Below are 24,482 nucleotides of genomic sequence, written 5' to 3'. Positions count from 1 at the left end.
TCCAACTGTAGCAACAGAACTAAATTTTCATGTATTTGAACTTGTTAAGAATTCGAATTTTAAGAAGACAGAGTTTGCGCTGGCGATCTTATCCTCGGATGACTGGAATGTGCCATTATACATCGCCGAAGGACTCACTTGGTTAGAGCAACGGCTACAGACGCAGTTGGCCGAGGAAATACCCGCATGACAAAAGTGCTCACACCAACGAATGCAGATAAAGAAATTGAGCATTGCCTTTTGAACGCTTGTTCGTTCTCAGTAGTGGCTGGTGCTGGTTCAGGCAAAACAACATCACTTGTAACGGCACTGAATTTTCTACGGATTGAATATGGCGCTAGACTGCGTCGAGATGGTCAAAAAATAGTATGTATAACTTATACCAAGCGTGCGACAGCGGTGATCGAGGAACGGCTTGGGTTCGACGACCTCTATTTGGTCTCAACCATGCACAGTTTTCTCTGGAATGCCATTAGTCGTTTCACAATGGATATTCGTATTGCATTGCACGATCATATAATTCCTTCTCACATAGCCAAGCATCGAGCGAAAGACAAAGGTGGTAATTCTCAAGCTGCAAAGAAGGCCCGCGAACGCATTGCGGAACTGGAAGCCGAATTGGAGTTGTTGGAAGATGTCTCTGCGTTCAAATATGATGAAAATCAATTCAGCAGTTTTTCTAAGGGACAGATCGGTCACGATGACGTAATCGATTTGGCGGCCTACCTCATTTCAGCAAAACCTGTTCTTCAACGTGGTTTAGGATTCCAGTATCCCTATATCTTTGTTGATGAAGCACAGGATACATTTGATAATGTAATTGCCGCGTTCAATGACATTTGCGATGGCGAGGGGCTTCCAATTGTGGGGTACTTTGGTGATCCTATGCAGCAAATTTTTGACAACGGCACTGGATGCTTTGATGGTCCATCAGGTTTTCGCGCAATCGATAAGGAAGAAAATTTTCGATCTGCAACATCAATTGTGGCACTGACCAACAAGCTACGAACCGACATCCAACAAACCGCCGCTGGCGACAACGCACTCCTTGAAGGCAGCGTGTTATTGACCTTGATAGAAGCGGAGACACCAGAAGGGCCACGCAATCGATATACGCCAGAGCAACTAGATCGCAACTTGATAAAATTCGACCAAGCATTGGAATTGATCGGTTGGCACAATAACTCTGATGCTAAGCGGCTATTTTTGGTTCACCAGATGATTGCACGGCGTCTTGCTTTTTCAAAATTGCATAACTTGTTTACTGGTAGATTCGCATCGACACGAACAGCAGATGAATATTCAGATGGCAAACATTTTCTTCTGAAGCCCTTTGTTAATGCACTTTGTCCGCTCTTGATCGGGCTGCATCAAGGAGATAGCAGGCAAATGGTCGACGTATTACGAGAATATACCCCAGCATTCGATATATCGGGCCCAAATAGGGAGCGACCGCTCAAGGAAATGCTGGATAGTGCCAATCTTTTGATTGGTAAGCTAAACAGTCTTTGGCAAAATCAACCAATTGGAAGAGTCTTGGAGTTCGCACGGGAACATAGTTTGTGTTCAATCAATGACCGTTTGGCTGAACACTTGGATCGAGCGCCAAGATCAGAAGAATATGACCAGGACTTCCACAGTGAGGAAAAATCTGACTGGCTAGCTGATCAGTTTTTTGCCATGTCTACTGACGAACTCATGTCATATTATGGGTTTGTTTCTGAACACACCCCGCTCAGCACCCAGCATGGATCAAAAGGAGAAGAATATGACGACGTTCTTGTTGTATTTGATGATGTGGAAGCAGGCTGGACTAAGTACAGTTTTAGCAAACTTCTAACTCCTACAGTCTCAGGTAACGGAACAGAGGGGCAAATGAACCGCAGCGGAAAACTCACATATGTCTGCTTCTCTCGTGCCCGCAACAATCTGAGAGTATTTCTTTTTTGTGCGAATACTGTAGCCGCTCAATCAGAACTCATTGAGGGCGGGTTGTTCACCGAAGATCAAGTTCAGATTTTACCCTGGCCGGTGCAATGAACCGCACCACGGATTGTAAGGGAAGTCGAAATCTCAAGCCAATCGAATGAAATGCATTATTGCACTGCCTGAATGAGCATAGACCAATAATACTCCGAAGCACCTTCAGCGGTCAGCGGAGTGTCTTTTTGCCCTCCATGCATCGCCATTCCTATTGGCTTTAGATACATATGTTGGTCATCACAATCGATCGACATATTCTCATTATAGCTGTTGTCGTCAGCCCGATCGCTGGCGGAATAGGAAATGCCGTTAAACATGCCGCCTAACTTTATTTTGCAGCGTGATTTCGCATCACCATTGCGATAGATGACCGCTGTAAAGCTATTGCCGTCTATTTTTTTAAAACGGGTCGTTAGGTCTTCGCTCCGTTCTTGTAGTTCTTGAAGAGAGTTCTCAAAATACAACGCCATGTAAGAAAATGATTCATCAAGAAACTGATCTTTGTCGGCCTCAGAGAACGTCTTTCTTGTCCGCAAATTCGCAGAACGCGGACGATGTACAGCGGATTCTACGGAAGAAATGCTTGTGTGTTCTGTAGTTGTATCGGGGAGTTCTTTGGTCGTTGACGTTTGCTTTCGAACCACCTTTTTTATTGCCTGCACGACATCAAGAAAGGCTTCATCAAGATTAGTCCAACTTGTAATTGCTTTTCCATCTCTTGGAACACCGAGTAGCATGCCAAACGGGGTATCATGCCAATCACATGGTCTCAATATAACTGGGATGACTACTGCGTCATTTTTTTGATGCCGCTCCATAGCTCGCTTCATCTCGACATCATAGCAGTATCGCGACGCAATAAAGTCTGAGCTAACCAGAAGCAAAATAACGCCAGCATCATTCAAATTTTTGTCAATCGCACCATCAAGTTCTGTACCAGCGCTAATACGCCGATCATGCCAAAATTCAATTAGTCCTTGATGCTTGAGAGCGGCCAAATGCTTTTCCAGCATATCGCGGAGGTCTTCATCTGCGTGTGAGTATGAAAAGAACAGTGTTGTCATGATGGGGTCCCTATGGGATCAATCCAGCTGAATTCTGCAATTTTGATCCGATCCTCAAAGGGAAGGTCTTCGTCATGGAGAAACAATCTCCATGTGCCAAAGACCGCAATGTTCTTAAATTTTTCCACAAACTCTTCGAGCGTCCCGACGTCCAAATTAAAACTACGACTTGGGCGACGGTGATACCCCGTATTTTCATTCCGTACGTTCATACAGTACCCACCTTCATCTCTAACCAAGCAGCCGTTAGCGTTATAAAGTTTGTCTGGTGTTGTTTCGAATGAACCGAACTGGTCAATTTCCCAGATTGGCGTACCACCATAGGCCAAAATCATATAACTGGGGTCCATTTCAAATATAGTGTATGTCGGTCCATCAATTTCAAAGAAAACCAGTGCTCGTTTTTCGGAGTTTGGAACATCTGCCACTAAAGCAAATCGACCCTCACTTCTGTAGCCAGTTTCGCGCACAACTTGCCCAGGCTTGCACTTTGACACTGGGATAATTTCACATTCAGGATAAACTTTCATACCTCGAATATGGCATGACTCGAAGTAATGCTGAACGTGAAACTCTCTTTATCCTCAGTTTAGCGAACGAATTTTATATGTGGTTTGAATTTTTATTTTGGCCAGATTTGAGGCAGATGGAGATTACAATTCTCCAAATTTTCCGAGTGGGTTACAAGGGGCAGCGATACGCCCTTTGGACATAATCCACCTTTGGCAAGATGGCGGCATTCAATCCGCGCAGGGGTGAGATATGGGGCGTTGGGGAGATATCATTCTCCCTGACGAGGGATCAAACACAGATATGTTTGTATGGTGCAAAAAGGCTCAATGCCTGAAATGCACCACGGCTAGAGGGATGAAACGGGAGAGCGCAGCGTCTCCCTTTCCAAGTGGTGCTGTATTACAGCACACATCTTGCGTCATTTCTTAATGTCGGAAGATGCCCGAAGGGACGCAGCGCAATAGTGTCACCTGACACACAACTCGCCGCATAATATAGTGGTTCAATTATTGCAAAGTTGGACAGCCGACCTGATGGTTGGTGCATGATTTGACACTAAAAACTATCTGGCCGTTAACTCGTAGCTTTGGAAATATATGTACTAAGCGCAAATCCTAAAACTTTAAATTCTACTTCGTCGATATATGGCAACTCAAAAGCAATTCCAAGTTCGCTATCCTTACTTACAACGCGGCTTATAAGTTCCAAGGCTTCGTTGGCCTTAGCAGCGGTAACACCTTCGTCGCTCCCTAATATCTCATAGATTTGAATTGAGTAGCCCATCCTCTCAACAGATTCTGTATCTGAAACCGAATTGTGGAACTCTGACAAGAGATGTTGAAGGTTTGGTTTAATCTCCGTCTTCGGAATTAGTCCCAATTCGAACCAAACTTCTAGGAATTTCAACGAGCCCAAAATTTGTATTTGCGCCGCACGATCGGCAACAGAGTGTGGTCGAGCGGCTTTCGACAAACAAATGGATGCTCCTGACAGAAACGGCACAAGGGTTTCGAGGCAAGCGGGAATTAAGCCGTTATCGTCGGTGCTTTTTAGCAAAATTACTTTTGATATAATGGTCGCAATTGCTTCACTTTGCCAACGAAGCTCAGAGTGAGGTTTTGAGCCCTCACTTTCGAGTATTCTTAGTGATGTATCGATATTCTCATCAATATTTGTTCTGGTTGATGAAAGCCGTAGAGCAAGTGAAAAAGCAAATTTATGATCGCATTTGGCGGTTGGCTTAAGGACCTCGTCAAAATCTCTCAGATAAACGAGTGCCGAGGGCCACGCTCCAAATTCCAAAGCAAGGCATCCAAGAGCCAAGTTTGTTTCATCTTGATCCATTGTGAGATCAGACTCAAACAATGTAGTAATGTCATTGACAAAGTCGTGGGGCGAGTTCGATAAAAGCCGTGCTATCAACTTTTGAATTAGCTGATATTCAGCGTTGTTCGCTAAAAACGTATGAGGTGCCCTGCGCACCCACCCAGAAATATTAGAGCTTTGGATTGCCCAGGCAATGTGTCTGATAAGAAGCGAGGGTAATGCCACCGCGTTCGCTTGGTGAAAGAAGTCCCTCGACAATCCATCAACTGAGCGAACTACTGCATTAATACCTTCCTTGTCCAAGAAGCTTACAAAAAACTCCTCCGTTTGATCACGAAGCTCAACAAGTGAATCTGCCTTCAGACTTACACTCTGTGCCGTTAGTTCATCCCAAAGATTCGCAATTTTATTTCCGTGGTGACTTACCTCATTAACCAACGATGAGATATCAGTGGCTGCTCCATCTCTCCTAAATAAGCCTTCTAGAATTTTTCTAAATGCTTTCGGAGAGGCATAGTAATATGGACTGTTGCCTCTTACGCTAAAATAACTAGCCAGAATCTTCTCGATTGATTTTTGGAGCGTATTAAAGACATGAGCACCAGAGTTGTTTCCTGGCATTTGAGAAAGGTTGATGGCTGGGTGAAATTGCATTGGGCTTCTAATGCAAGGAAAATTCTGCTCAGAGCTTGCCTGTGACTTTCGCCAGCTACGATATGCTTCGGTGACGCCAGTATCGCGAGTTATCAGCACAGCTCTAGGCATTTTCTGTCCACTTGTCGCACTATTGAAGTGTATTATCTGAGCCAATGTCATCGCATCAGCGTCAATTGCAGAGTTACTGGGCGGATGCGGTCGCCTTTTCTTAATTTCGCGAATATGATGCTTGAAATAATGATAAAGTTCTTTCGGAGGCGGGCTTTGAGCAGAGAATTTCTTGTCAAAAAGGTCAGCCCTAAGTAATGCGCTCGGATTTCTTCTTTTGAATAGTCGCTGTACTCTAGCAACTCCTGCCATATCAAATTTTTGTTCAACCTGAGCCGAAATGATGCGACTGATCTTCCTAACCGCCAAATTACTCGAATAATCCGAATCGCTAGCAAGTTGTGCTTCCAAGCGCATAAGATGTTCATCAATGGTAAGAGTTCCCGGGTCGGGATGAGGTTTCCGCAAATTTGTAGTTTGCCGTCGCAGCCGCTCAACCAGTCTTGTAAGTTCACCAATATGATCCACACTTACAAGCAATGGATGCGAGTTTTGTTGAGGAAGGTTGCCGCCAAAGATGTACTCTCCGGCGAGAATGCTAGCGGCACCAGTAGCTTTGGAAGTGACGCGATCGGACAAGCTTCTACGCTCTAGTTGCTCGTGAACTACATCTGCAATTAGTTTTCCGCTTTCGGTATCGTCGCCAAAAACTCCAAATTCTTGCATCCAACTTTCGGCTGTTGGCAAGAACAATAATTCAATTACATCGGGGTCCAGAAAATAGTAATATCCAGACTCGGTTTTAGCGTTTTTATCATAAAGATTGAAAAGCAATATATCGTATAATTTTAAACACTTAAGTAGAAACCTTGTGGCTTCTCTGGTGTTATCAATACTAGCCGGCATTAGCTCAACCTTTCCCGCTATCTTGCAGCATCGCCGCTAGCTCTGTTGCAGGATCGAACTCGGGTTCCGTCTTTTCATGTTTAGCTGCCGCGTCGTTTGCATAGCTTATCGCTAACCTGAATTCTTGCCAATCAAACTCTGCGGAGTCTGGAAACGCAATTTCATCAGCAAATCGAAACACCGCATCGTGAGGTTCTGCTACCAACCTTGCATCTTCTGGGCTTACAGCAGTGAGTGACAAAGGCGAATTGCTCCCTAGGAGTTCTCCAATCAAGAAATCATGATACCTTGGATCTAAAGAACCCAAAACTCGGCAAAATGGTGCGAGCCCAATTTTCTCTAATAACACAGAGATTGTTTGACCCTTCGACTCGGGAGTTAACTGCTGGAGATATCTATGTAAATGTGCACCATGAGAACGAAGAATTATTCTGATTTTTCGTTCTTGATCAGTGGATCGGTCGCAAGCTAGCAGCAATGCCCAAGAATTAGAGTCTTTCCAATATGAAGCCAGCTTCCAATCTTCAACCATACCCTCAAGCTGATCAGAACTACATGAACGCACTAACCAAATTGCTAGAGCACTGACTTGCGCTGCGCTAATGCGGTGTATATTTTGTACGTCTGGTCGAATAATGCTGTTAAAGTATTCAAATACCTCAGGAACGTCCGTCGCACGTATTAGTTGTTCGCTCGCGCAACGAACCAATAGCTCAACTTCAAATTGATTTTTATTCTTAACGGCTTCTCTCAGAGATTCTAACAGCCCACCTCTTAGCAACATTCTTTGACGTGGTGAGTAACTGGCAGAGAATATCTGAGACACTGCTTCAAAAAAAGAGTGCCTAGGAGAATAGGGAAAAGGTTGAAATGCTTTTAAAACAACCTCTCCCAAATGAATTTTTTGTTGTACTTGTTTAGTTTTCCTCAATTGTTCGTAAGCTCGCACGACATTTTGCCACCAAACAAAAGCATCTTCCTTAGAATCTATAGCGCTCATAAAAAGCTCTCTGCGTTGCAACCAAATCTCGAACACAAATCATTGAATTCTCTCCCCGCCAAAATGTGTTCATAGTATCCTTGATTTGAACCTGGAGCACAATTTTGTGTCTGTCCCAAATATCGGCATTGTGCGCCTTCACCCAATGGAAGGGCAGCACTAATCAATTCAGGATAGCCGGACCCAAACTTATTGTGGTCTTCCATCCAGGTAGTTCGCCCCCAATCCGAACGAGCAATTCCAAGGTGTTCTTCATCTTGGCAGAATCTGCTATTGTCAGCACCGTTGAATGCGGTCGGCCGAATACCTAAGTGTGATCGGATAGGAACAGTAAAAACAAATAAATGCTCTCGGGCGATATCGATGAGACCGAGCATATCGCGCATTCTTGTTGCGAGATGGTCCCATTCCTCATCATGTGCAGATATATTCGTTGCGCTTTCTGAAGTTACCCACAACACGTTGTGCGGTAATCCCAGCGTCAGACTCAAATGACTTGCATATAGATTTATCAACTCAGCCCCGCGTTCACAATCGGTTCGCGTGGGAACACCAAAGAAACCAGGATCGTTTAAGCGAGTCAGAGAATCTGCGTCATCTTGAGTTAACTCATCGCTAAATTTGATCTCAATGTCTCTAAAAAAATCCTGAATCCCACTACTAGCTTTCACGGTAACTATTGTTTCGTCGATTTCCGTTTTTCCTAGGAGGTTTTCCACTTTGCAAGGCATGGTTCGCCCAAAGACATGGGCGAGTAGTTTCGTAAATTGCTGGTCCGGATCTAAGTCGAATGAAAAGTCAGAAAAAAAATCTACAAAAAACTCTTGGGCTGTGGATTCAGCAATTTGTCCTGTTGCTACTCCATCAAACACATTGATAAGTGCAATTCTTACCCTGTAGTCCAATAGTCCACCCCTAAAAATATAGAGTATAGTGAGCATCTTTTTTTCTGGTGTCAACTCGCGGAGTATTCAAGTTTGGGAACTTAAACCTATGGAACAAAGTTCTCTTTAATGATAAATTTGCTTCGGAGGTTAATTTGAAACTTAAAGAATTATTCAGTTGTATTAAGAATGGCAAACTACAAGAAACTAGCATCCCCACCAGACTTATAAACAAACAAGATGAAATTGGGCTTTCTCCATTGATGGTTGCAACAATTTTCGGCACAGATCGCGATGTTTCGCAGCTGTTGTTGTTGGGTGCCAACAAAGAAATTGAGGACAGATGCGGATTGACAGCAATAGATTACGCAGCGATGCCAACTAGAGGAATGTCTCCAACAAAACTTCGTATGTTATCGTAGCGAGTGGAGGAATTGGTTTACTGAGGCTATTCTGCTGGCTGCGTGTATTCGATTTGATTGGTCGTGCTTTCCTTGTAATCTGTTCCTTTCATCAATTGAGCGAGCCGAACCATCCAGGAAATGCGCCAAACAGACGAAGCGGATTCGAGCTAAGGTCAACGCAACACGTTCAAGTGGGTCGCGAATTGACCTTCGTTCGGGTTCTTTCGTAAGCGCTCGAATTCTGGATGGATGGTCTGGTTCGATGTAATTGATGTGCTAAGGAAAACTAACACACCCATTGCAACACGGACATCTCTCATGAGTCTGCTCTTTCCCAGCACTGATCAAAGTGACAAGCCGTTTGATCGGTTCGCGAGACGAGAAAACGGAAAACTGAAGCCGTTTCATCCCCGCATGGAACGACAGGACGATCAACTGTTTTATGCGTCGCTGGCCAGCATTCGCGATGATCTCATGCGCAGTGCCACTGTTTACTCAAAGCGTGGAGAACTACCGTTGCAAATGGATGTGGGTTTTATCGAATCTGGCCTACCTAATGCCTTTGTCAATAAACATCACAACGCCCATATCGCTGCGATTCATACGGGGCTGGCGGTGACCATTCATGAATTCAGCCTGTTTTGTTTTGCGCAAGCGTCATTTCTGCCGATGATTGGAAAGCCAGATTTGGAAATTTCTCCTGCTGCCGTGAAGAACATGCCACCGGGGGTAGCGCTGTTGCTGGCGACAAGAAAGGCTGATGCTGGGCAAGAATTCGCGGATCGATTTATTATGCCGCAATGTCCGCATCGTGTTGCAGCAGCGCATTATCTGAGCCTGTTGATGATGCGCTTCGTCTGGTTTCATGAGATTGGGCACGGGATTTTGGGACATGTGGATTATCTCAAGTCTCTTTCTCAGAACCAGCAAATTGACTTGTCCGAACTTTATATGAGCGAGTTGACTGATGTTTCGGCTTTACTGGACGGGCGAGCGTTGCAATGCATGGAATTTGAAGCCGATGGCTGGGCGCTGGGCAAGCTCATTGCTGGCCAAATTGAGGGCGCAGAAAATATTCAGGCGGTTGCAGGTCTGCATCTAGCCTTACGTCTGCAAATGAGCTTGTTTGCTGCATTCAGCCTGTGTTGGCTAATGGAGACATTGGCATCGACGGCCAAGCGTGGGCGTCTCAATATTACCCATCCGGCCCCAGTGCGGCGATTGCACATGTTAGACAGCATTGCCCGCCGCGAATTGCGCCCAATAAAGATGGAGTCAGACCGCATGGTGACGGATGTGCTGGCCAATTTTGACAAGGTATTAGCCCAGATCGGCGAGCAGTGGCACCAAACAGATCACTTTGATCCCCTCGGGCACCGAGAAGTATTTGATGCCATGCGCGATGAGCTTACGCCGTTTCGGTATCATTCAGCGTCTTAGGCGAACAGTACATTCTCGCGAACTACAGCGAGCTTGCTCGCATCTATCGCTGCAAGCCGCTCCGCCATTTTGTCGAGCGTATCAAGCGGTAGAGCCGTTTTGGCAGCAAAATACCGCGCGTAGTAAGTCATCAAGTCGTGCGGACCAATGATGATGCAATGCCCGTGTTCTCCATCAAAGCTTGGTTGCCGAAACGGCGTCACTTGTTTTGGGTCACTATCTTTTATCGGAAAGCCATAAGTGTTGCGCGTGATACGGACAGGATCAAAGCTTTTGTCACTCCGCAATGAGAGCGGATACCATTCATTCTTGTAGCGATCCAAACCAATTGCCGATCCTGCAATGGGCGCGTCTAGTTCAAGGTAGAATGGCTGACCCGCCTTGATCCGAATGGGGTTGATGGGGTGATCAATGGCGATGTCATGCAATTGTAGACCATCAACAGGAATAGTGGTGAGTTTGCCGTATGCCCCGCGCTCATCCACAAACCCTTGCCAGCCTGTCACGAGGTTGGATGGGAAATGCTCGGGATGTAGCTTCCGTGCTTTGTCAATCTCGTGGGCGATCAGCCATTGCCTGATCTTCTCAGCGTTTTTCTCGGACACCAAACCGCGATCCAGCATCTTTTGATAGTCGGTGCCAACGCCAAGCTTCATATAATGATTGAGAAGAACAGGCCATGTGCAGTCCATCACTTGACGAACATCCGCGCAAACGGCTTTGAGTGCCTTTTGATAAGCCAAGCGCTCGGGATCAATTTCTTTACTCATCTCAGTTTACCCCAATTACCCTATGCACCACACATCCACTTTATTTGCATTCCCATAAAATGACAGGCGAAAAACGCAATAATATTACGCCGATTTTTCTTGGGTGATTAGGAATATTATCTTATGATGTTCCGTATATGTTCTACGGCCCGTTTAGCGGATAACCGAAACAAAGGAGAAACCAAGCAAATACTCGGCGGCGAATTGCGCTGTACCGAGAGAAAGGAAATGACATGGCACAAAAGCCAGACGATACAAACGCGCCCACTTCGCGCCCAAGCCTCTCAATCGATTGGGAGGTCTATGCAGATTACCTCATCGATTCTGATCTCACCGACAATGAAAAACGTGAATTCATTGAAGCGATATGGTATATTGTCGTGTCGTTTGTTGATCTTGGGTTTGATGTAAAATCACCTGATCAGATTGATGCAAATGTCTCGCAAGAAGACAAGGCATCCGAGACGACACCCACCACCAAGAAGAGCAACAATACCCCAGCAAAGGAGGAGACACATGCAATTCGATGATTCCCAACACCACAACGTCACAGAAGCAATTATTTATTGTCGTGTGTCTTCCAAAGCCCAAACCAAGCGGGGTGATGGTCTCAACAGCCAACAAACCCGATGCCGTGAATATGCGCGGTATAAAGGCTACAACGTCAATGAAGTTTTTACCGATGATCTCACGGGACGCAGCTTAGACCGCCCGGGTCTTACTTCGCTCCTGAGCTACCTCAAAGCAGATCGCAAAAACCCACATGTGGTGATTATTGATGATCTCTCACGCATGGCGCGGCGTGTGGCTGTTCACTTTGAATTGCGCCAAACAATAGCAGAGGCTGGTGGTATTTTAGAATCGCCCTCGGTTGAGTTGCGCAATGATGCGGATGGCGAGTTGCATGAATATATTCTTGCTTCTGTCTCCCAGCACCAAAGCCGTAAGAATGCCGAGCAAACCGTCAACCGCATGCGGGCGCGGACAATGAATGGATATTGGGTGTTCCAAGCGCCCATTGGCTATAAATACCAAAAGGTCGCAGGGCATGGAAAGCTACTCGTTAGAGACGAGCCAGTTGCTTCTATCCTTCAAGAGGGACTAGAGGGCTATGCCTCTGGTCGGTTTGATGGGCAAAGCGATGTGCGATGTTTCTTTGAAAGCCAACCTGACTTTCCCAAAGATTTGCCCAATGAAAAAATCAGACACCAACGTGTGACTGATATTCTGACCCGTGTTCTTTATGCTGGTTTTGTAGAGGCACCTAATTGGGGTATTGCCCTCGTTGAGGGCAAGCATGATGGTTTGATTGATCTGGCAACCCACCAAAAGATACTAGAGCGCATTAAAGACGGCGCAATGGCTCCGCGCCGCAAAGACATCACAGAAGACTTCCCGCTGCGGGGCTTTGTGCTGTGTGGGGATTGCGACAATCCCCTCACGGCGTGTTGGTCCAAAGGAGGATCAGGCAAGAAGCATCCTTATTATCTTTGCTTCAACACGGAATGCGTCAGTCGTCGCAAATCCATCCCGAAGCATAAGATTGAAGGTGAGTTCGCAGAACTGCTCCAAAACCTCAAACCATCTGAGGGGATGTTTGCGATGGCAAAAGATATGTTCAAGCACGCATGGGACATGCGCCTTGATCAAGCCAAGGATGCAAAAGAGAAAATAGCCAAAGAGATTTTTGCGACCGACAAGCAGATTGAGCAATTGGTGGATCGGATTGTGGATGCTGATAATCCAACGGTGATCGCAGCCTATGAAAAGCGGATCAATAAGTTGGAGAGGGATAAGCTTGTTTTGGCGGAAAAGGCGCTCAATTCCACGAAACCGCATCGCACCTTCGAGAAAATGTTCGAACGGGCAATGGCGTTCCTCGCAAACCCTTGCAATCTATGGGCTTCGGACAATCTGGGCGATCAACGCGCAGCCCTAAAACTCGCCTTTAAGCGCAAATTGGCATACCACCGCGATAGCGGGTTTCGAACGCCGCAAGTGTCTGTTCCGTTTGAGTTTTTAGGGGATTTTGTCGAGAAAAGTAAAATGGTGCACCCGACGAGATTCGAACTCATGACCTCTGCCTTCGGAGGGCAGCGCTCTATCCAGCTGAGCTACGGGTGCTTCTGCGATGCGGGCCTAGTGTTTAAAAGCAGCATGCGAAACTGGCGCGAACTTAAACCAAGCTGCTTTGCATCACAATGGCTTTTTTGGCAAAACCTTGCAATTTCAGAATGACGCACTTTTACAATTTTGGGTGAGGTTTGGCTTCACGTATCTTGTCGGTGGGATTATGAGTTAATGGTGTAAACCAAGGGTCAGGGCAGATTATGCAGGGCGAACGAAAACTCATAATCATCATTGGGGTCAGCGGCACTGGAAAGTCGACAATTGCGCAAAAACTCGCTGGCGCGACCGGTGGCGTTTACTTAGATGCTGACGATTATCATTCTCCGATAAATGTTCAAACCATGCGCAATGGACAGCCCCTCAATGATTCTATGCGATATGGATGGCTTCAAGATGTGTGTGCTGCGGTTTCGAAACAGGCCAATCCAAACTGTGTTTTGGCCTGCTCAGCGTTGAAAAAACAATATCGAGATGTGTTTCGCGAGCGGCATGAAAATGTGCGGTTTGTTCTTTTGGACGTGCCAAAACAAGTTTTGCAATCCCGTCTAAAGAACCGCAAAAATCACTATATGCCGCCAAGTCTTCTGGATAGTCAACTCGCTACATTGCAATTGCCCGATGCGCATGAAACTGATGTTGAGTTGGTAGATGGGACATTGCTCATTGAGCAAATTGTTGCCGTCCTAAATGAGAGCAACGCCAATCGGCGTTAAAACTATCTAAAACGACATGGACCCCGCTTTGTGATCAGACTAGATTGATCATTCAGATCATATCGATTCAAATTGATCCAAGGGGATTAGAATGCACCTGTTGTTGGTAGATGGCTCCACTTACATTTTTCGCGCATATCACGCTTTGCCGCCCCTTTCGCGCAAGTCTGACGGGTTGCCCATTGGCGCGGTGTCAGGTTTTTGCAACATGCTTTATAAGCTGACCCTTGATTTTGATGGCGCTGAAAACCCGACTCATATGGCGGTGATCTTTGACCATTCAGGCAAGACGTTTCGCAACGATTTCTATCCTGAATATAAGGCGCATCGCCCACCCGCGCCTGAGGATCTGCGTCCCCAGTTTCCGCTGACCCGAGACGCCACACGTGCGTTCTCGATTGCGTCTGTCGAGCAAGAAGGGTTCGAGGCGGACGATTTGATCGCCACTTATGCTCGCCAAGCCGAAGCAAAGGGCATGCGCGTGACCATCGTGTCGTCGGATAAAGATTTGATGCAATTGGTGTCCGATAAGATCGCGATGCTCGACACGATGAAAAACAAATGGATCGGGGCTGAGGAGGTCAACGAGAAATTTGGTGTAGCGCCGAACAAAGTTATTGATGTGCAGTCGCTTGCTGGCGATAGCGTTGACAACGTTCCTGGCGTGCCCGGAATTGGCATTAAAACTGCCGCGCAATTAATTGCAGAATATGGCGACCTAGACACGCTGTTGGCACGCGCAGGGGAAATCAAACAAAACAAACGCCGCGAAAACTTGATTGAGTTTGCAGACCAAGCCCGCGTTTCGCGTGATTTGGTAACGTTGAAAACCGACGTGCCGGTTGAAGTGTCGCTGGACGATTTTACCCGGCAACCGCTTAACGCGACATCGATTATTCCGTTCCTTAAGGCAATGGAGTTGAACACAATTACCAAACGGGTTGCAGCCGCAATTGACGCGGACCCGGATCAAATCGACGCTGATGTGAATTTGATGCCTGAACCCAAGGAAGAGGGCGCCGAAACTGTAGATGCAGAAGGCGATAATACGCCTTTAACTTTGGCCGATAAGACAGCTCTTGCCCTAAACGGATTACCTGTCGAGCATGACAAATATGAGATCGTGCGCACAATGGACGCGCTCGATATTTGGATAGAGGCGATCAAAGAGAAGGGCTATGTCGCCATTGATACGGAAACGACCGGCTTGGACAATCAACAAGCAGATTTGGTGGGCATTTGCCTTTCCACAGAGGTCGGCAATGGTTGCTACATTCCCCTCATCCACAAATCAGGTGAAGATGATCTTTTGGGTGGCGGCATGGAGCCCAACCAATTGCCCACTGCTGATGTGATTGAAAAGCTGAAACCCGTTTTGCAAGATCGTTCGATCCTAAAAATCGGCCAGAACATGAAATACGATATGGGTCTGTTGATGCGCTACGGCATTATGATGACCCCAATCGATGATACAATGTTGATGTCGTACGCCGTTGATGGTGCGCGCAATAATGGTATGGATGCATTGTCCGAACTTTGGCTTGGCCACAAACCGATTAAGTTCACCGACCTTGTTGGCACGGGCAAAAAACAAAAGACCTTTGACCAAATCCCAATTGAAGAAGCGGCCAAATATGCGGCTGAGGATGCGGACATCACGTTGCGATTGTGGAAGGTTTTAAAGGCGCGGGTTGTGGCGAAAAAAGCCAACACGCTTTACGAAACGATTGAGCGGCCATTGGTGCCTGTATTGGCCCGCATGGAGGCACGCGGTATTCGTGTTGATCGACAAATCTTGGCGCGGCTTTCGGGTGATTTTGCGCAACGGGCCGCAGGTCTGGAAGCGCAAATTCATGAGCTGGCTGGTGAGCAGTTTAATGTTGGTTCGCCCAAACAGCTGGGCGAAATCCTATTCGATAAAATGGGCCTGCCCGGCGGCAAAAAAACCAAAACCGGCGCATGGCAAACTGGCGCTGGTGTGCTTGAAACCTTGGCGGTTGAGGGCAACGACCTCGCCAAATCTATCTTGGAATGGCGCGGCCTTTCAAAGTTGAAATCGACCTACACGGATGCGTTGCCAGAATTCGTCAATCCGCACACCAACCGGGTGCATACGTCTTACGCGCAGGCGGCCGTTGCCACTGGGCGCTTGTCCTCGTCTGACCCTAACTTACAAAACATTCCGGTCCGCTCTGAAGACGGGCGCAAAATCCGCACCGCCTTTGTTGCAGAAGCAGGCAAAAAACTGATCTCAGCGGACTACAGTCAAATTGAATTGCGGGTTTTGGCGCACATCGCGGACATTCCAGAACTCAAAAAAGCATTTGCCGATGGGCTGGACATTCATGCGATGACCGCATCTGAAATGTTCAATGTGCCGATTGAAGGCATGGACCCGATGGTGCGTAGACGCGCAAAAGCCATCAATTTTGGTATCATCTACGGCATTTCAGCTTTTGGCCTGGCCAACCAGCTCGGCATTTCCCGGTCGGAGGCCGGCGACTATATCAAAACCTATTTCGCGCGGTTCCCCGGCATTAAAGACTATATGGAAGAGACCAAAAAGTTCGTGCATGACAATGGCCACGTCGCGACGATGTTTGGGCGCAAGGCGTTCTTTCCAGATATCGACACCAAAAATGCTGGCCACCGACAATTCTATGAACGGGCCGCAATCAATGCCCCAATTCAAGGCTCCGCCGCCGACATTATCCGCCGCGCGATGATTAAAATGGAAGACGTGCTCGAAGCCCAAAAAGTGCCAGCCGACATGTTATTGCAAGTGCATGATGAATTGATTTTCGAAGTGCCTGAAGGTGAGGCAGATGCCGCCATTCCGGTCATCTCAAAAGTCATGATCGACGCGCCAATGCCCGCGATTTCAATGTCTGTGCCACTGCAAGTGGATGCCCGCGCTGCTGACAATTGGAACGATGCTCATTAGCGAGGGTTAGGGAACTTAGGTTTAGGTTTTCAATAGGAGGTAAACATGTTGAAGGGAAGTCGCTGCTTATCCTTACTCGCTGCAATAATACTCTTTTGCAGCTTCAGTACATTTGCCAAAAGCAATTCCCTATCCGGACTCGCTAAGAGCAATAGCCCTTTTTTTGAAATTGCGTATTTACTTAGGTCTGCAATTGTCGAGTCGCGCTGTTCTTTGAATTGTGCCTCGATTCAGCTCCCTCGATATAAGAAAAAGTACCGCTTCGCGATTGTGAGCAACGGAGTGAAGTTTTCAGCTGGGCGGGCAGAATATATCAAAACGCAGCTTTCCAGTGAGTTAGCTTTGAGTTCCATCGATACGAGTTTTGATTTTACTGCGGACAAAGCAACTGCGGACTTTGTACTAAATTTTCGTTCCGCAAGCGTACTAGGAGAGGCAGTGAGCATTCAACGTTCTTGTGGGGGATTTTTCCCTGACGGGTTGGTTGTTGGCGTAGAACTTGACGTTCTGTATTGGGATAGAGATATTGTTGGCACGCCCTATCGGCCATCAAATGACTTAGTTTTTGTCTTTTGTACGAAGTCCATACTCGACAAGATATTCGATAATCGCGAAAGTTACTACTTTCCAGGCAATGACACCGAAAGCAGAAGAAAAATTCTAGGTTCCTTTTTCAAATCGCTAGCAAAAATGAGGCGAACTGAAAACATAACGCTGGACTTGATGATGGAACAAGTCATTGCTGATTTGCAGGCCATAAAGTAGGTGATTTTCATATCCAGTATGACCGTTATTCGATACCGTTTGAAGGAATTGACGTCTCTATCCTTCGTCACCCTAGGGCTCGACCCGAGGGTCCATTAAACCTCTCAAACTTCGTATGGATACTCGGATCAAGTCCGAGCATGATGAGGAAAGTGCATAGGGCGCAGCCTTGGTTCTCCCAAATTCAGCGAACCCACAAATATCGCCACAATTTCCTTTTAGCCACCGCGTAAAGATTTCCACCGAGGGACCGGAACCATCATGTCCAAATATTTTCTTGCATCATCCGCCCTCGCATTTTGCGCAGGCATTTTGTCGTTTGTGCTCGAAGCAATATTTTATGGTGGCAGGTTGGATGAGAACAACGTGGTTCAAGAAAGCTTCTTCTTGCCACTGGCCTTCATCTTTTTGGCGTTCGGGCTGATTTCCCTTGTGGTTTTTGTTGTCCTTAAAATACTAAAACGCTGAGCGATGATTACTGAATTTTTGTCTCGTAAAAATACATCTGCTCGCTCTTAAGGCCGATGGCGCGATAAAAATTGTTGCCTTCGTCGTTGTCGCATTCCGTTGCCACCCAATAGCTTTTGCACCCTTGTGATTTACCCCACGCCAAAATCCCGTCAAACAATGCGCTGGCGACGCCTTGGCGTTGGAATTCTGGCTCAACACCAAGATTGTCGATGTAAAGGTGGTGCGCTTCGTCCGGCTGATAATGAATAACGGCTCGAATGTGACCAATCACTTGCCCCTCATCAACGGCGACGATTAATTGGTGCGTAGGTTGGGCCAGGTAAGTTTTAAGATACGCCGCCGAAATCGGATAATCGAACACATCGCTTGCGACATTGTTCAACAGGCCCGAATTTTCCGCTGATATTGAAATGATTGACCAAGCCAAAATGAAGCCCTCCAAGTGGACGTCAAAATCTTAGCTTAGCCGTACAATGGTGACAATGTTTATCGCACGTTTGTTACGAGCCGAACGCCAAGATCATCCAGCGGTAATCTTTTTAAACCGAGCGACAAGTTTTGGTTGTAACACCAAATACAGAACTGAAATAGCAAGGCAATAGGCCGCGTAAACCCAGCTTTGCACTTCAAGATTTATACCCAAATCGATAAACCCGCCAGCTATCCCCGGGCCCGCCGCTGAGGCAAAGACCATCACCGCGATAGCGAGTGAGCGCACCGCGCCGATATGTGTTGTGCCATACATTTCAGCCCAAAGTGCGCCAAATACCGCCGGTGCCATGCCGCTGCCCATGGCCAACACCAATAGAAATAACGGGATTGCCCATTCAGCGTTCAAATTGGCCATGATCAAACAAGCGATGCCAACGGGCAAATACATAAATGGCAATAATCGATAGGCTGAAAACCGGTCCACCAAGAACCCTGTTAAAATCGAAACACTTACGCCGGTAACCGACATGATGGGGAACCATGCAGTATATGTGGTGACAGACCAGCCTTTAACGTCGACCAAATGAGCTTGATGGAAAAAGTAAAGCGTGATCAGCCCCGGCAGCGTCATCGCCCCAAAAACAAGGGCATAAAATAGCGGGTCTTTTAGCACCTTGCCGCGTGTCCATTGGCCACCTGTTAGTGCATTACCTTCAGATGCATCTGGATTGATGTCGCCGCGCGCCTTGGCGCGTTTGCCGTCTGGCGGGTCGCGCAACAAAAAGAAAATCAGCGGCAACATAATCACGATCAGAAAGCCAGCGCCGAGCGCCCATACATTGCGCCAACTCATGGAGATCAATGCAGTTGTAATGATAAAGGGCAGCAAAGCTTCCCCTGCCGTATAACCCATTTGCGAAAAGGCTAAGGCCCGTCCGCGAAAGCGGTTAAACCAACGCGCTACGGCGGTTTGGGCGATATGGGGCAACATGCCTTGGCCAAAAAACCGCAAGCCAAACAAAATCAGGCACAGGAAAATCCAATGGTTGACCATCGACATGCCAAACGCCATCAATGCCAACCCGATGGTGCAAATCATCGCCAATAATCTAGGGCCGAACTTGTCGGTAACTTGCCCAACCGCCGCGATCAGCACCGCGCTAAAAATGGTGGCGATTGTATAAAGGCCAGCAAATTGGCCGTGGCTTAGTTCAAAATAGGCCCGAATATCCGAATTGAACTGCGCGATGAACAGGGTTTGGCCGCCCATCGACGCGAATGTCATCATAAAGCCCGCACCGATCCACTGCCATTGGCGGGAAGTCAGTTCGCGTAAGGGAGGGCTGGGTGAAACAAGAGACATGCTGGTCGGCCTATTTGGTGCAATGCGCTTACGGAACGCCCGTGCAAATTGGGAAGGATCAAGCAGAATTAAGCTCAATTTCCAAATTGGTACGTCCAATTTTATATTTTGCCAAGTCGAAAACGGCCTGAGTGGCCTCGAGTTGGTGCGCAAATGCCACAAAATGCTGGTTTGAAAGCGCTTAAACCCAACAAAACTAAATTATTTAACGAAATGTGAAAAAATGTGGTTAACCATGACTTAACAACGGGCTAGCTTCGCGCTAAAACCTTATCTAATGTGACGCTCAGCCGGTCGGGTTGGGGAATTTGGGAAACTGCTGTGGTAACTAACTTTAAGCAATTCGGGTTGGCGTGTGCGCTTGTGCTCCTTGCCGCACTACCGTGTTCTGCTCAGGAACAGTCCAACCTTCTCACACCACAATTGCTTGAGAACTACGCAGCAACCAAATTCACCCCGACCGCTGAAAAACGTGTTTTCGCTCAAGCGGAAAAAGACTGCCTTGCAAAGGCGGTTTATCACGAAGCCCGTGGCGAGCCAGAAGCTGGCCAATGGGCCGTCGCCCAAGTCATTCTCAATCGGGTGCAGCACCATAAATATCCTGACACTGTATGTGGCGTTGTTTATCAAAACGCCCATAAAGCACATCGTTGTCAGTTCTCATTTGCATGCGACGGCAAGTCGGATAAAGGCGGCATCGGAAACCGCATCGTGCGGATAAGTTGGGTAAAGGCCGGGCTAATCGCCAACCATGCCTATAAACAATTCCAACAGGAAAAGTCTGTAGAACTGTTGCCCTTAACGACATTGTTCTACCACGCTTCACGCGTGCAGCCGAAATGGGCATCAGCCTACCAGCCGGTTAAAAAAATTGGCGCGCATATTTTCTATACACCGCTCTGATCGACTGCTAGCCTTCTGTCATCGCATGATGTTCTGGGAGTGCTTTGCATGTATGATCCGCAAAATCTTGATCTATGTTGGCAGGTCGAAGAGGCTTGTGCATTGGCGTGGCCCACTAAAAATATTCAACCTTTCAATGGGTATGAATTTAGGCACACCCCCGGGGCCACAACTCGGCGAAATAATTCTGTAAACCCAACCCGTTCTCACCAGATGATGACCTCCGCATTGATTGAGGAAGCGGCGACGCATTACAACGCATTGAACAAAAAACTGATTGTGCGGGTTCCGGATATGATCAGCGAAGCAGAGGCTTTATTGGACAAAGAGGGCTTTGGCCCAGCCGAGGCAAAAACCAAAACACTATTTGCATCTAGCCTAGATGGGTTTGAGTTACAAAACCAAGTTGAAGTCTCCTCCCACGCCGACGAAGCCTGGGTCCAGTTTGCCGCCAATCGGGCGCAATGGACAAGAGAGGGGCGTCAAAGCTTTCTCAAAGCGTTGCTTGAAATCGGCTATCCGATCCTGTTTGCCCATATAGAAGTAGATCAAGAACTCGCAGCGATTGCCTATGCGGTTGTTGTTGAAGACGTTGCGATTATAGAATCCGTTGAAACCGCCCCCCAATTCCGCCGCCAAGGCCGGGCGGCGAAACTACTATCTAGCCTTCTTGCACGATGCAGAAGTTTGGGCGCAACCAAAGCAGCTTTGCAAGTTGTCGCCCAAAACGAGGCAGCGCGGGCGCTTTATCATAAGCTTGGGTTCACAACCGAACTTTATGATTATCATTACCGAACCAAAATGGGGCAGGATGCCCAGTGAAATATATGTAGATGCCGTCAGCTAAGTGCGGCAACTCCCTTTTCAACTTCGCCCATGCGAATGCGCTGGCGTTTAATCCAGACTTGATCTAGTTCAAAGTATGGTCACTATGCCATCAGTTCATTCGAAAAGGGCAAGCATGTTTACTTCAAAAATCGCAGCGCTTTATGCCGTCTTGTTGCTTGTCATTTCAACGAGCCCCGTTTTTGCTGAACCAATCCGCATCGGTTACGCCTCGAGCCAATTCATTTCAGATCTGGTGCAAAACACCGCCTTTTTCGGCACCCCTATCGCCATCGTTGAACAGAATTGCCATTCGCAGGATGACCAACGTCAAAACTGCACCTATGTCACCGGTCAAAAACTGGAAATAACAACTCTTAGCGATCACAAAACCACTGACATTGATCGTATTTTGATTGCACTGCCGCCCGACATCTTACCGGTAATCGTCCTAAATACATTTGCCTCAATGGCGTCGGCAGTAGGGCCTGATTTCACTGGAGATGAATTGCAACTCTTGTGGACAGAAATATATTATGAGGCATCCGAACTTCGGCTCGAAGGAAAATCGGCCAGCAGAACGCTCCATGGTTTAAAATTCACCATCAAAGTTTCTGATAAAAATGAAACATTCTTTAGCGTAAGCCGATAGATAGCGGGACGCATTTAAGAGTGCTGCGTCTACTGCTTGAACCTATTCGGTTGGCGAAGACCAAGGGCAACAGCCATCACAATGCCAGCGCTGCTCCATAGAGCCAAGTTTGTCAAAATGAATTCAAGATCAAGCACTTGGTTTAAAACCAATACGCTAGCCAGCACGTAAAGTGTACCTGTGAAAATCGCCCAGCCGATTCCAAAAACCCAATCGGCATTGATCAAAATACGCAAAGCAAGACCCCAAAAACATGGTTAACAGACTATTAAACTACAAGATGAATAGCATCTGGATCAAAGTTTGTCGAGCGGCGGGGCGGGGTGAGCCGGGGGCGTGCCCCCAAGCTCTAGATAAGTAACGTAAATTGACCTTAAGCAGCGTTGCTCATGCTTGGTCCAGCCTGGGCCAACTCTTCAGCGCTTGCACCGAATTTGACAAAGTTTTCTTCAAACAGCGCAACAAGTTTAGCCGCCTGTTCGTCATATGCAGCGCCATCTTGCCAAGTCGTGCGTGGCTCCAACAGGTTGGCTTGAATGCCGTCCACTGCAGTTGGTACTTCAAAACCAAAAATCGGGTCCATGCGCATCGGTGTGTTCACCAACTCGCCAGACAATGCGCTGGAAAGTAGCGTGCGTGTATCTTTGATCGAAATACGTTCGCCAACGCCATATGGTCCACCGGTCCAGCCCGTATTGAGCAACCAGCATTCTGCTAAACTGTCCCCAAGCTGCTTTTTCAACATTTTGCCATAAACACTTGGGTGAAGCGACATAAACGGTGCGCCAAAACAGGCCGAAAACGTTGCTTGTGGTTCCGTAATGCCACGCTCGGTGCCTGCCACTTTCGCGGTGTAGCCCGATAGGAAGTGATAAATGGCCTGATCAGGTGTTAGCCGTGCAATTGGGGGCAAAACACCAAACGCGTCAGCAGTCAAAAGAATGACAGATTTTGGCGTTGGGCCCATCCCGGTGCGGCTCACATTGGCCAAAGCGGTCAAAGGATATGCAGCACGGGTGTTTTCGGTTTTTGAACTATCGTCAAAATCAGGCTTTTGTGTTTCATCGTCAAGCACCACATTTTCCAGTACCGTGCCGAAACGTTCAGTTGCGCCAAAAATTTCGGGCTCAGCTCTGCGTGACAATTTGATGGTTTTCGCGTAGCAGCCACCCTCAAGGTTGAACACACCATCACTGTGCCAGCCATGTTCGTCGTCACCAATCAACATACGGTCTGGGTCTGTCGACAAAGTGGTCTTGCCCGTACCGGATAGGCCGAAAAACAGAGCCGTGTCGCCATCCTTGCCGATATTGGCAGAACAATGCATCGGCAACACGCCATTTTGCGGTGCGTGGAAATTGAACAATGAGAACACAGATTTTTTCATCTCACCTGCATAGGCAGTACCGCAAATCAAAACCATATTGCGGCTGAAATCGAGCATAATCGCTGTTTCAGATCGGGTGCCGTGGCGAGCCGGGTCAGCTGTAAAGCTCGGCAAATGAACAATGGTCACATTGGTATCAAAATCACCTAGTGCGTTGAGCGCCGGGCGGATCAGCAGGTTGCGGATGAACAAAGCGTGCCACGCGTTTTCGGTGAAAACCTCAACATTCATTTGATGGGAGAGATCAGCACCAGCGTAAAGCTGCTGTACGAACAGGTCTTTATCCTTGGTTGCAGCCATCATGTCGCTAAGCAGCACGTCAAATTGCTCAGTTGAGGTGCCATTTGCATTATCCCACCACACCGTGTCGTGGGTCAGCGCATCATCAACAATATATTTGTCCTGAGCCGAACGCCCGGTAAACTTGCCGGTGTCAGCAACCAACGCGCCATCGGCGCTAAACTGAACCTCATCACGCTTGATCGCGTGTGTCGCCAGTTTTGGCGCATTGTCATTATAGGAAAGCGACTTTGCGTTTGCATTGATCGCTTGGTTGATTTCTCGCCGTGTGATGCTGCTCATCGGGCAATTCCTGCTGCATTTATGAAAAATGGCCAACAAAAGAGATTTCCCTTCCGTCTGGTTAAATGACACTAGGCATAATGACGGGTTTTTTCCATCTGGCGATAGGTCGTACGACCTTCGTATAATGAACTTAACTATTTAAAATATATAGTGAATTTGCAGAATTCGATTGTTCATTTGGCCAAACAAAAGTGTAAACAGGGGCGTTGTCCATTGTCCGACCAAATCCGACTATATTGTGCATTGGTCACAATTTACGCGTAATTGTCGGCCCAAAGAAGGCCAGCAAAGTTGATTTTCTTTTTATGTCAATCATA

22 protein-coding genes, 1 tRNA gene and 1 pseudogene are annotated in these 24,482 nt (G+C 47.2%); 13 read left to right on the top strand and 11 right to left on the bottom strand.

The features are described 5' to 3' along the window. A partial coding sequence (locus ACSHWX_RS08735; protein ID WP_435667818.1) for a hypothetical protein occupies positions 1-190 on the top strand: 190 nt, incomplete at its 5' end. Beyond that, positions 187-2,040: a UvrD-helicase domain-containing protein gene (locus ACSHWX_RS08730; protein WP_435667817.1), complete on the top strand. Its 1,854-nt coding sequence runs from the start codon at positions 187-189 to the stop codon at positions 2,038-2,040. The genes ACSHWX_RS08735 and ACSHWX_RS08730, both read left to right, overlap by 4 nt. A gap of 56 nt (positions 2,041-2,096) precedes the next feature. Here the strand turns inward: ACSHWX_RS08730 and ACSHWX_RS08725 are convergent, their stop codons facing one another. From ACSHWX_RS08725 to ACSHWX_RS08705, 5 genes are all read right to left on the bottom strand, one after another. After that, complete coding sequence (locus ACSHWX_RS08725; protein WP_435667816.1) at positions 2,097-3,047, bottom strand: toll/interleukin-1 receptor domain-containing protein; 951 nt, start codon at positions 3,045-3,047, stop codon at positions 2,097-2,099. Beyond that, complete coding sequence (locus ACSHWX_RS08720) at positions 3,044-3,544, bottom strand: hypothetical protein (RefSeq protein WP_435667815.1); 501 nt, start codon at positions 3,542-3,544, stop codon at positions 3,044-3,046. The genes ACSHWX_RS08725 and ACSHWX_RS08720 overlap by 4 nt, the downstream gene beginning before the upstream one ends. Positions 3,545-4,133: 589 nt before the next feature. Next, positions 4,134-6,497: a hypothetical protein gene (locus tag ACSHWX_RS08715; RefSeq protein ID WP_435667814.1), complete on the bottom strand. Its 2,364-nt coding sequence runs from the start codon at positions 6,495-6,497 to the stop codon at positions 4,134-4,136. Between the two features lie 4 nt (positions 6,498-6,501). Then, positions 6,502-7,497, bottom strand: a complete 996-nt coding sequence (locus tag ACSHWX_RS08710; RefSeq protein ID WP_435667813.1) for a hypothetical protein — start codon at positions 7,495-7,497, stop codon at positions 6,502-6,504. Next, positions 7,494-8,402: a hypothetical protein gene (locus ACSHWX_RS08705; RefSeq protein WP_435667812.1), complete on the bottom strand. Its 909-nt coding sequence runs from the start codon at positions 8,400-8,402 to the stop codon at positions 7,494-7,496. Before ACSHWX_RS08705 ends, ACSHWX_RS08710 begins: the two co-directional genes overlap by 4 nt. A gap of 134 nt (positions 8,403-8,536) precedes the next feature. Between ACSHWX_RS08705 and ACSHWX_RS08700 the strand changes: the two genes are divergently transcribed. Both ACSHWX_RS08700 and ACSHWX_RS08695 read left to right on the top strand, forming a co-directional pair. Beyond that, positions 8,537-8,803 (top strand): hypothetical protein, encoded by a 267-nt coding sequence (locus ACSHWX_RS08700; RefSeq protein WP_435667811.1) that lies wholly within the window; start codon positions 8,537-8,539, stop codon positions 8,801-8,803. A gap of 300 nt (positions 8,804-9,103) precedes the next feature. Then, entirely contained in the window at positions 9,104-10,225 is a 1,122-nt protein-coding gene (locus ACSHWX_RS08695) for a hypothetical protein (protein WP_435667810.1), read from the top strand. On the opposite strand, the gene ACSHWX_RS08690 is transcribed toward ACSHWX_RS08695, so the two are convergent. Continuing rightward, positions 10,222-10,995 (bottom strand): hypothetical protein, encoded by a 774-nt coding sequence (locus tag ACSHWX_RS08690; protein WP_435667809.1) that lies wholly within the window; start codon positions 10,993-10,995, stop codon positions 10,222-10,224. The two genes, ACSHWX_RS08695 and ACSHWX_RS08690, sit on opposite strands and share 4 nt — an antisense overlap. A gap of 233 nt (positions 10,996-11,228) precedes the next feature. On the opposite strand from ACSHWX_RS08690, the gene ACSHWX_RS08685 reads away from it, so the two are divergent. Both ACSHWX_RS08685 and ACSHWX_RS08680 read left to right on the top strand, forming a co-directional pair. Continuing rightward, a complete protein-coding gene (locus tag ACSHWX_RS08685; protein WP_435667808.1) occupies positions 11,229-11,525 on the top strand; it encodes a hypothetical protein in 297 nt (98 codons plus the stop codon). Beyond that, a pseudogene (locus ACSHWX_RS08680) lies at positions 11,425-12,552 on the top strand (recombinase family protein); the annotation flags it as partial. The gene ACSHWX_RS08685 and the pseudogene ACSHWX_RS08680, both read left to right, overlap by 101 nt. 490 nt (positions 12,553-13,042) lie before the next feature. Here ACSHWX_RS08680 and ACSHWX_RS08675 read toward each other — a convergent pair. Then, positions 13,043-13,119, bottom strand: a tRNA-Arg gene (locus ACSHWX_RS08675). A gap of 206 nt (positions 13,120-13,325) precedes the next feature. Between ACSHWX_RS08675 and ACSHWX_RS08670 the strand changes: the two genes are divergently transcribed. The 4 genes from ACSHWX_RS08670 (at position 13,326) to ACSHWX_RS08655 (ending at position 18,015) form a co-directional block, all read left to right on the top strand. Then, positions 13,326-13,838 carry a gluconokinase gene (locus ACSHWX_RS08670; RefSeq protein WP_435667807.1) on the top strand — a complete coding sequence of 171 codons (513 nt, stop codon included), beginning with the start codon at positions 13,326-13,328 and terminating at the stop codon, positions 13,836-13,838. Between the two features lie 91 nt (positions 13,839-13,929). Then, entirely contained in the window at positions 13,930-16,782 is a 2,853-nt protein-coding gene (gene polA, locus ACSHWX_RS08665; protein WP_435667806.1) for a DNA polymerase I, read from the top strand. Between the two features lie 45 nt (positions 16,783-16,827). Continuing rightward, complete coding sequence (locus ACSHWX_RS08660; RefSeq protein WP_435667805.1) at positions 16,828-17,547, top strand: hypothetical protein; 720 nt, start codon at positions 16,828-16,830, stop codon at positions 17,545-17,547. A gap of 261 nt (positions 17,548-17,808) precedes the next feature. Continuing rightward, the gene (locus tag ACSHWX_RS08655; protein ID WP_435667804.1) at positions 17,809-18,015 is read left to right on the top strand and encodes a DUF3955 domain-containing protein; all 207 of its coding nucleotides are present in this window, start codon (positions 17,809-17,811) and stop codon (positions 18,013-18,015) included. 7 nt (positions 18,016-18,022) lie between these two features. On the opposite strand, the gene ACSHWX_RS08650 is transcribed toward ACSHWX_RS08655, so the two are convergent. After that, a complete protein-coding gene (locus tag ACSHWX_RS08650; protein ID WP_435667803.1) occupies positions 18,023-18,445 on the bottom strand; it encodes a GNAT family N-acetyltransferase in 423 nt (140 codons plus the stop codon). A gap of 93 nt (positions 18,446-18,538) precedes the next feature. Then, positions 18,539-19,813, bottom strand: coding sequence for an MFS transporter (locus ACSHWX_RS08645; RefSeq protein ID WP_435667802.1), 1,275 nt, complete (start codon positions 19,811-19,813; stop codon positions 18,539-18,541). 321 nt (positions 19,814-20,134) lie between these two features. On the opposite strand from ACSHWX_RS08645, the gene ACSHWX_RS08640 reads away from it, so the two are divergent. The 3 genes from ACSHWX_RS08640 to ACSHWX_RS08630 all read left to right on the top strand — a co-directional run bounded on the left by ACSHWX_RS08640 (position 20,135) and on the right by ACSHWX_RS08630 (position 22,193). Beyond that, on the top strand, positions 20,135-20,716 hold the full coding sequence (locus ACSHWX_RS08640) for a cell wall hydrolase (RefSeq protein WP_435667801.1): 582 nt from the start codon (positions 20,135-20,137) through the stop codon (positions 20,714-20,716). A gap of 48 nt (positions 20,717-20,764) precedes the next feature. Then, positions 20,765-21,538: a GNAT family N-acetyltransferase gene (locus tag ACSHWX_RS08635; protein ID WP_435667800.1), complete on the top strand. Its 774-nt coding sequence runs from the start codon at positions 20,765-20,767 to the stop codon at positions 21,536-21,538. A 139-nt stretch (positions 21,539-21,677) separates the two neighbouring features. After that, positions 21,678-22,193, top strand: coding sequence for a hypothetical protein (locus ACSHWX_RS08630; RefSeq protein WP_435667799.1), 516 nt, complete (start codon positions 21,678-21,680; stop codon positions 22,191-22,193). Between the two features lie 29 nt (positions 22,194-22,222). Here ACSHWX_RS08630 and ACSHWX_RS08625 read toward each other — a convergent pair whose 3' ends face one another. Then, entirely contained in the window at positions 22,223-22,429 is a 207-nt protein-coding gene (locus ACSHWX_RS08625) for a hypothetical protein (protein WP_435667798.1), read from the bottom strand. 137 nt (positions 22,430-22,566) lie between these two features. Further along, positions 22,567-24,162, bottom strand: a complete 1,596-nt coding sequence (locus ACSHWX_RS08620; RefSeq protein WP_435667797.1) for a phosphoenolpyruvate carboxykinase — start codon at positions 24,160-24,162, stop codon at positions 22,567-22,569. Positions 24,163-24,482 lie beyond the last annotated feature (320 nt).

The organism is Maritalea sp. (assembly GCF_051251695.1).
Taxonomy (GTDB): Bacteria; Pseudomonadota; Alphaproteobacteria; order Rhizobiales; family Devosiaceae; genus Maritalea.
The sequence above is the reverse complement of the archived record's forward strand: the minus strand, read 5'-3'. Positions and strand labels throughout refer to the sequence as shown.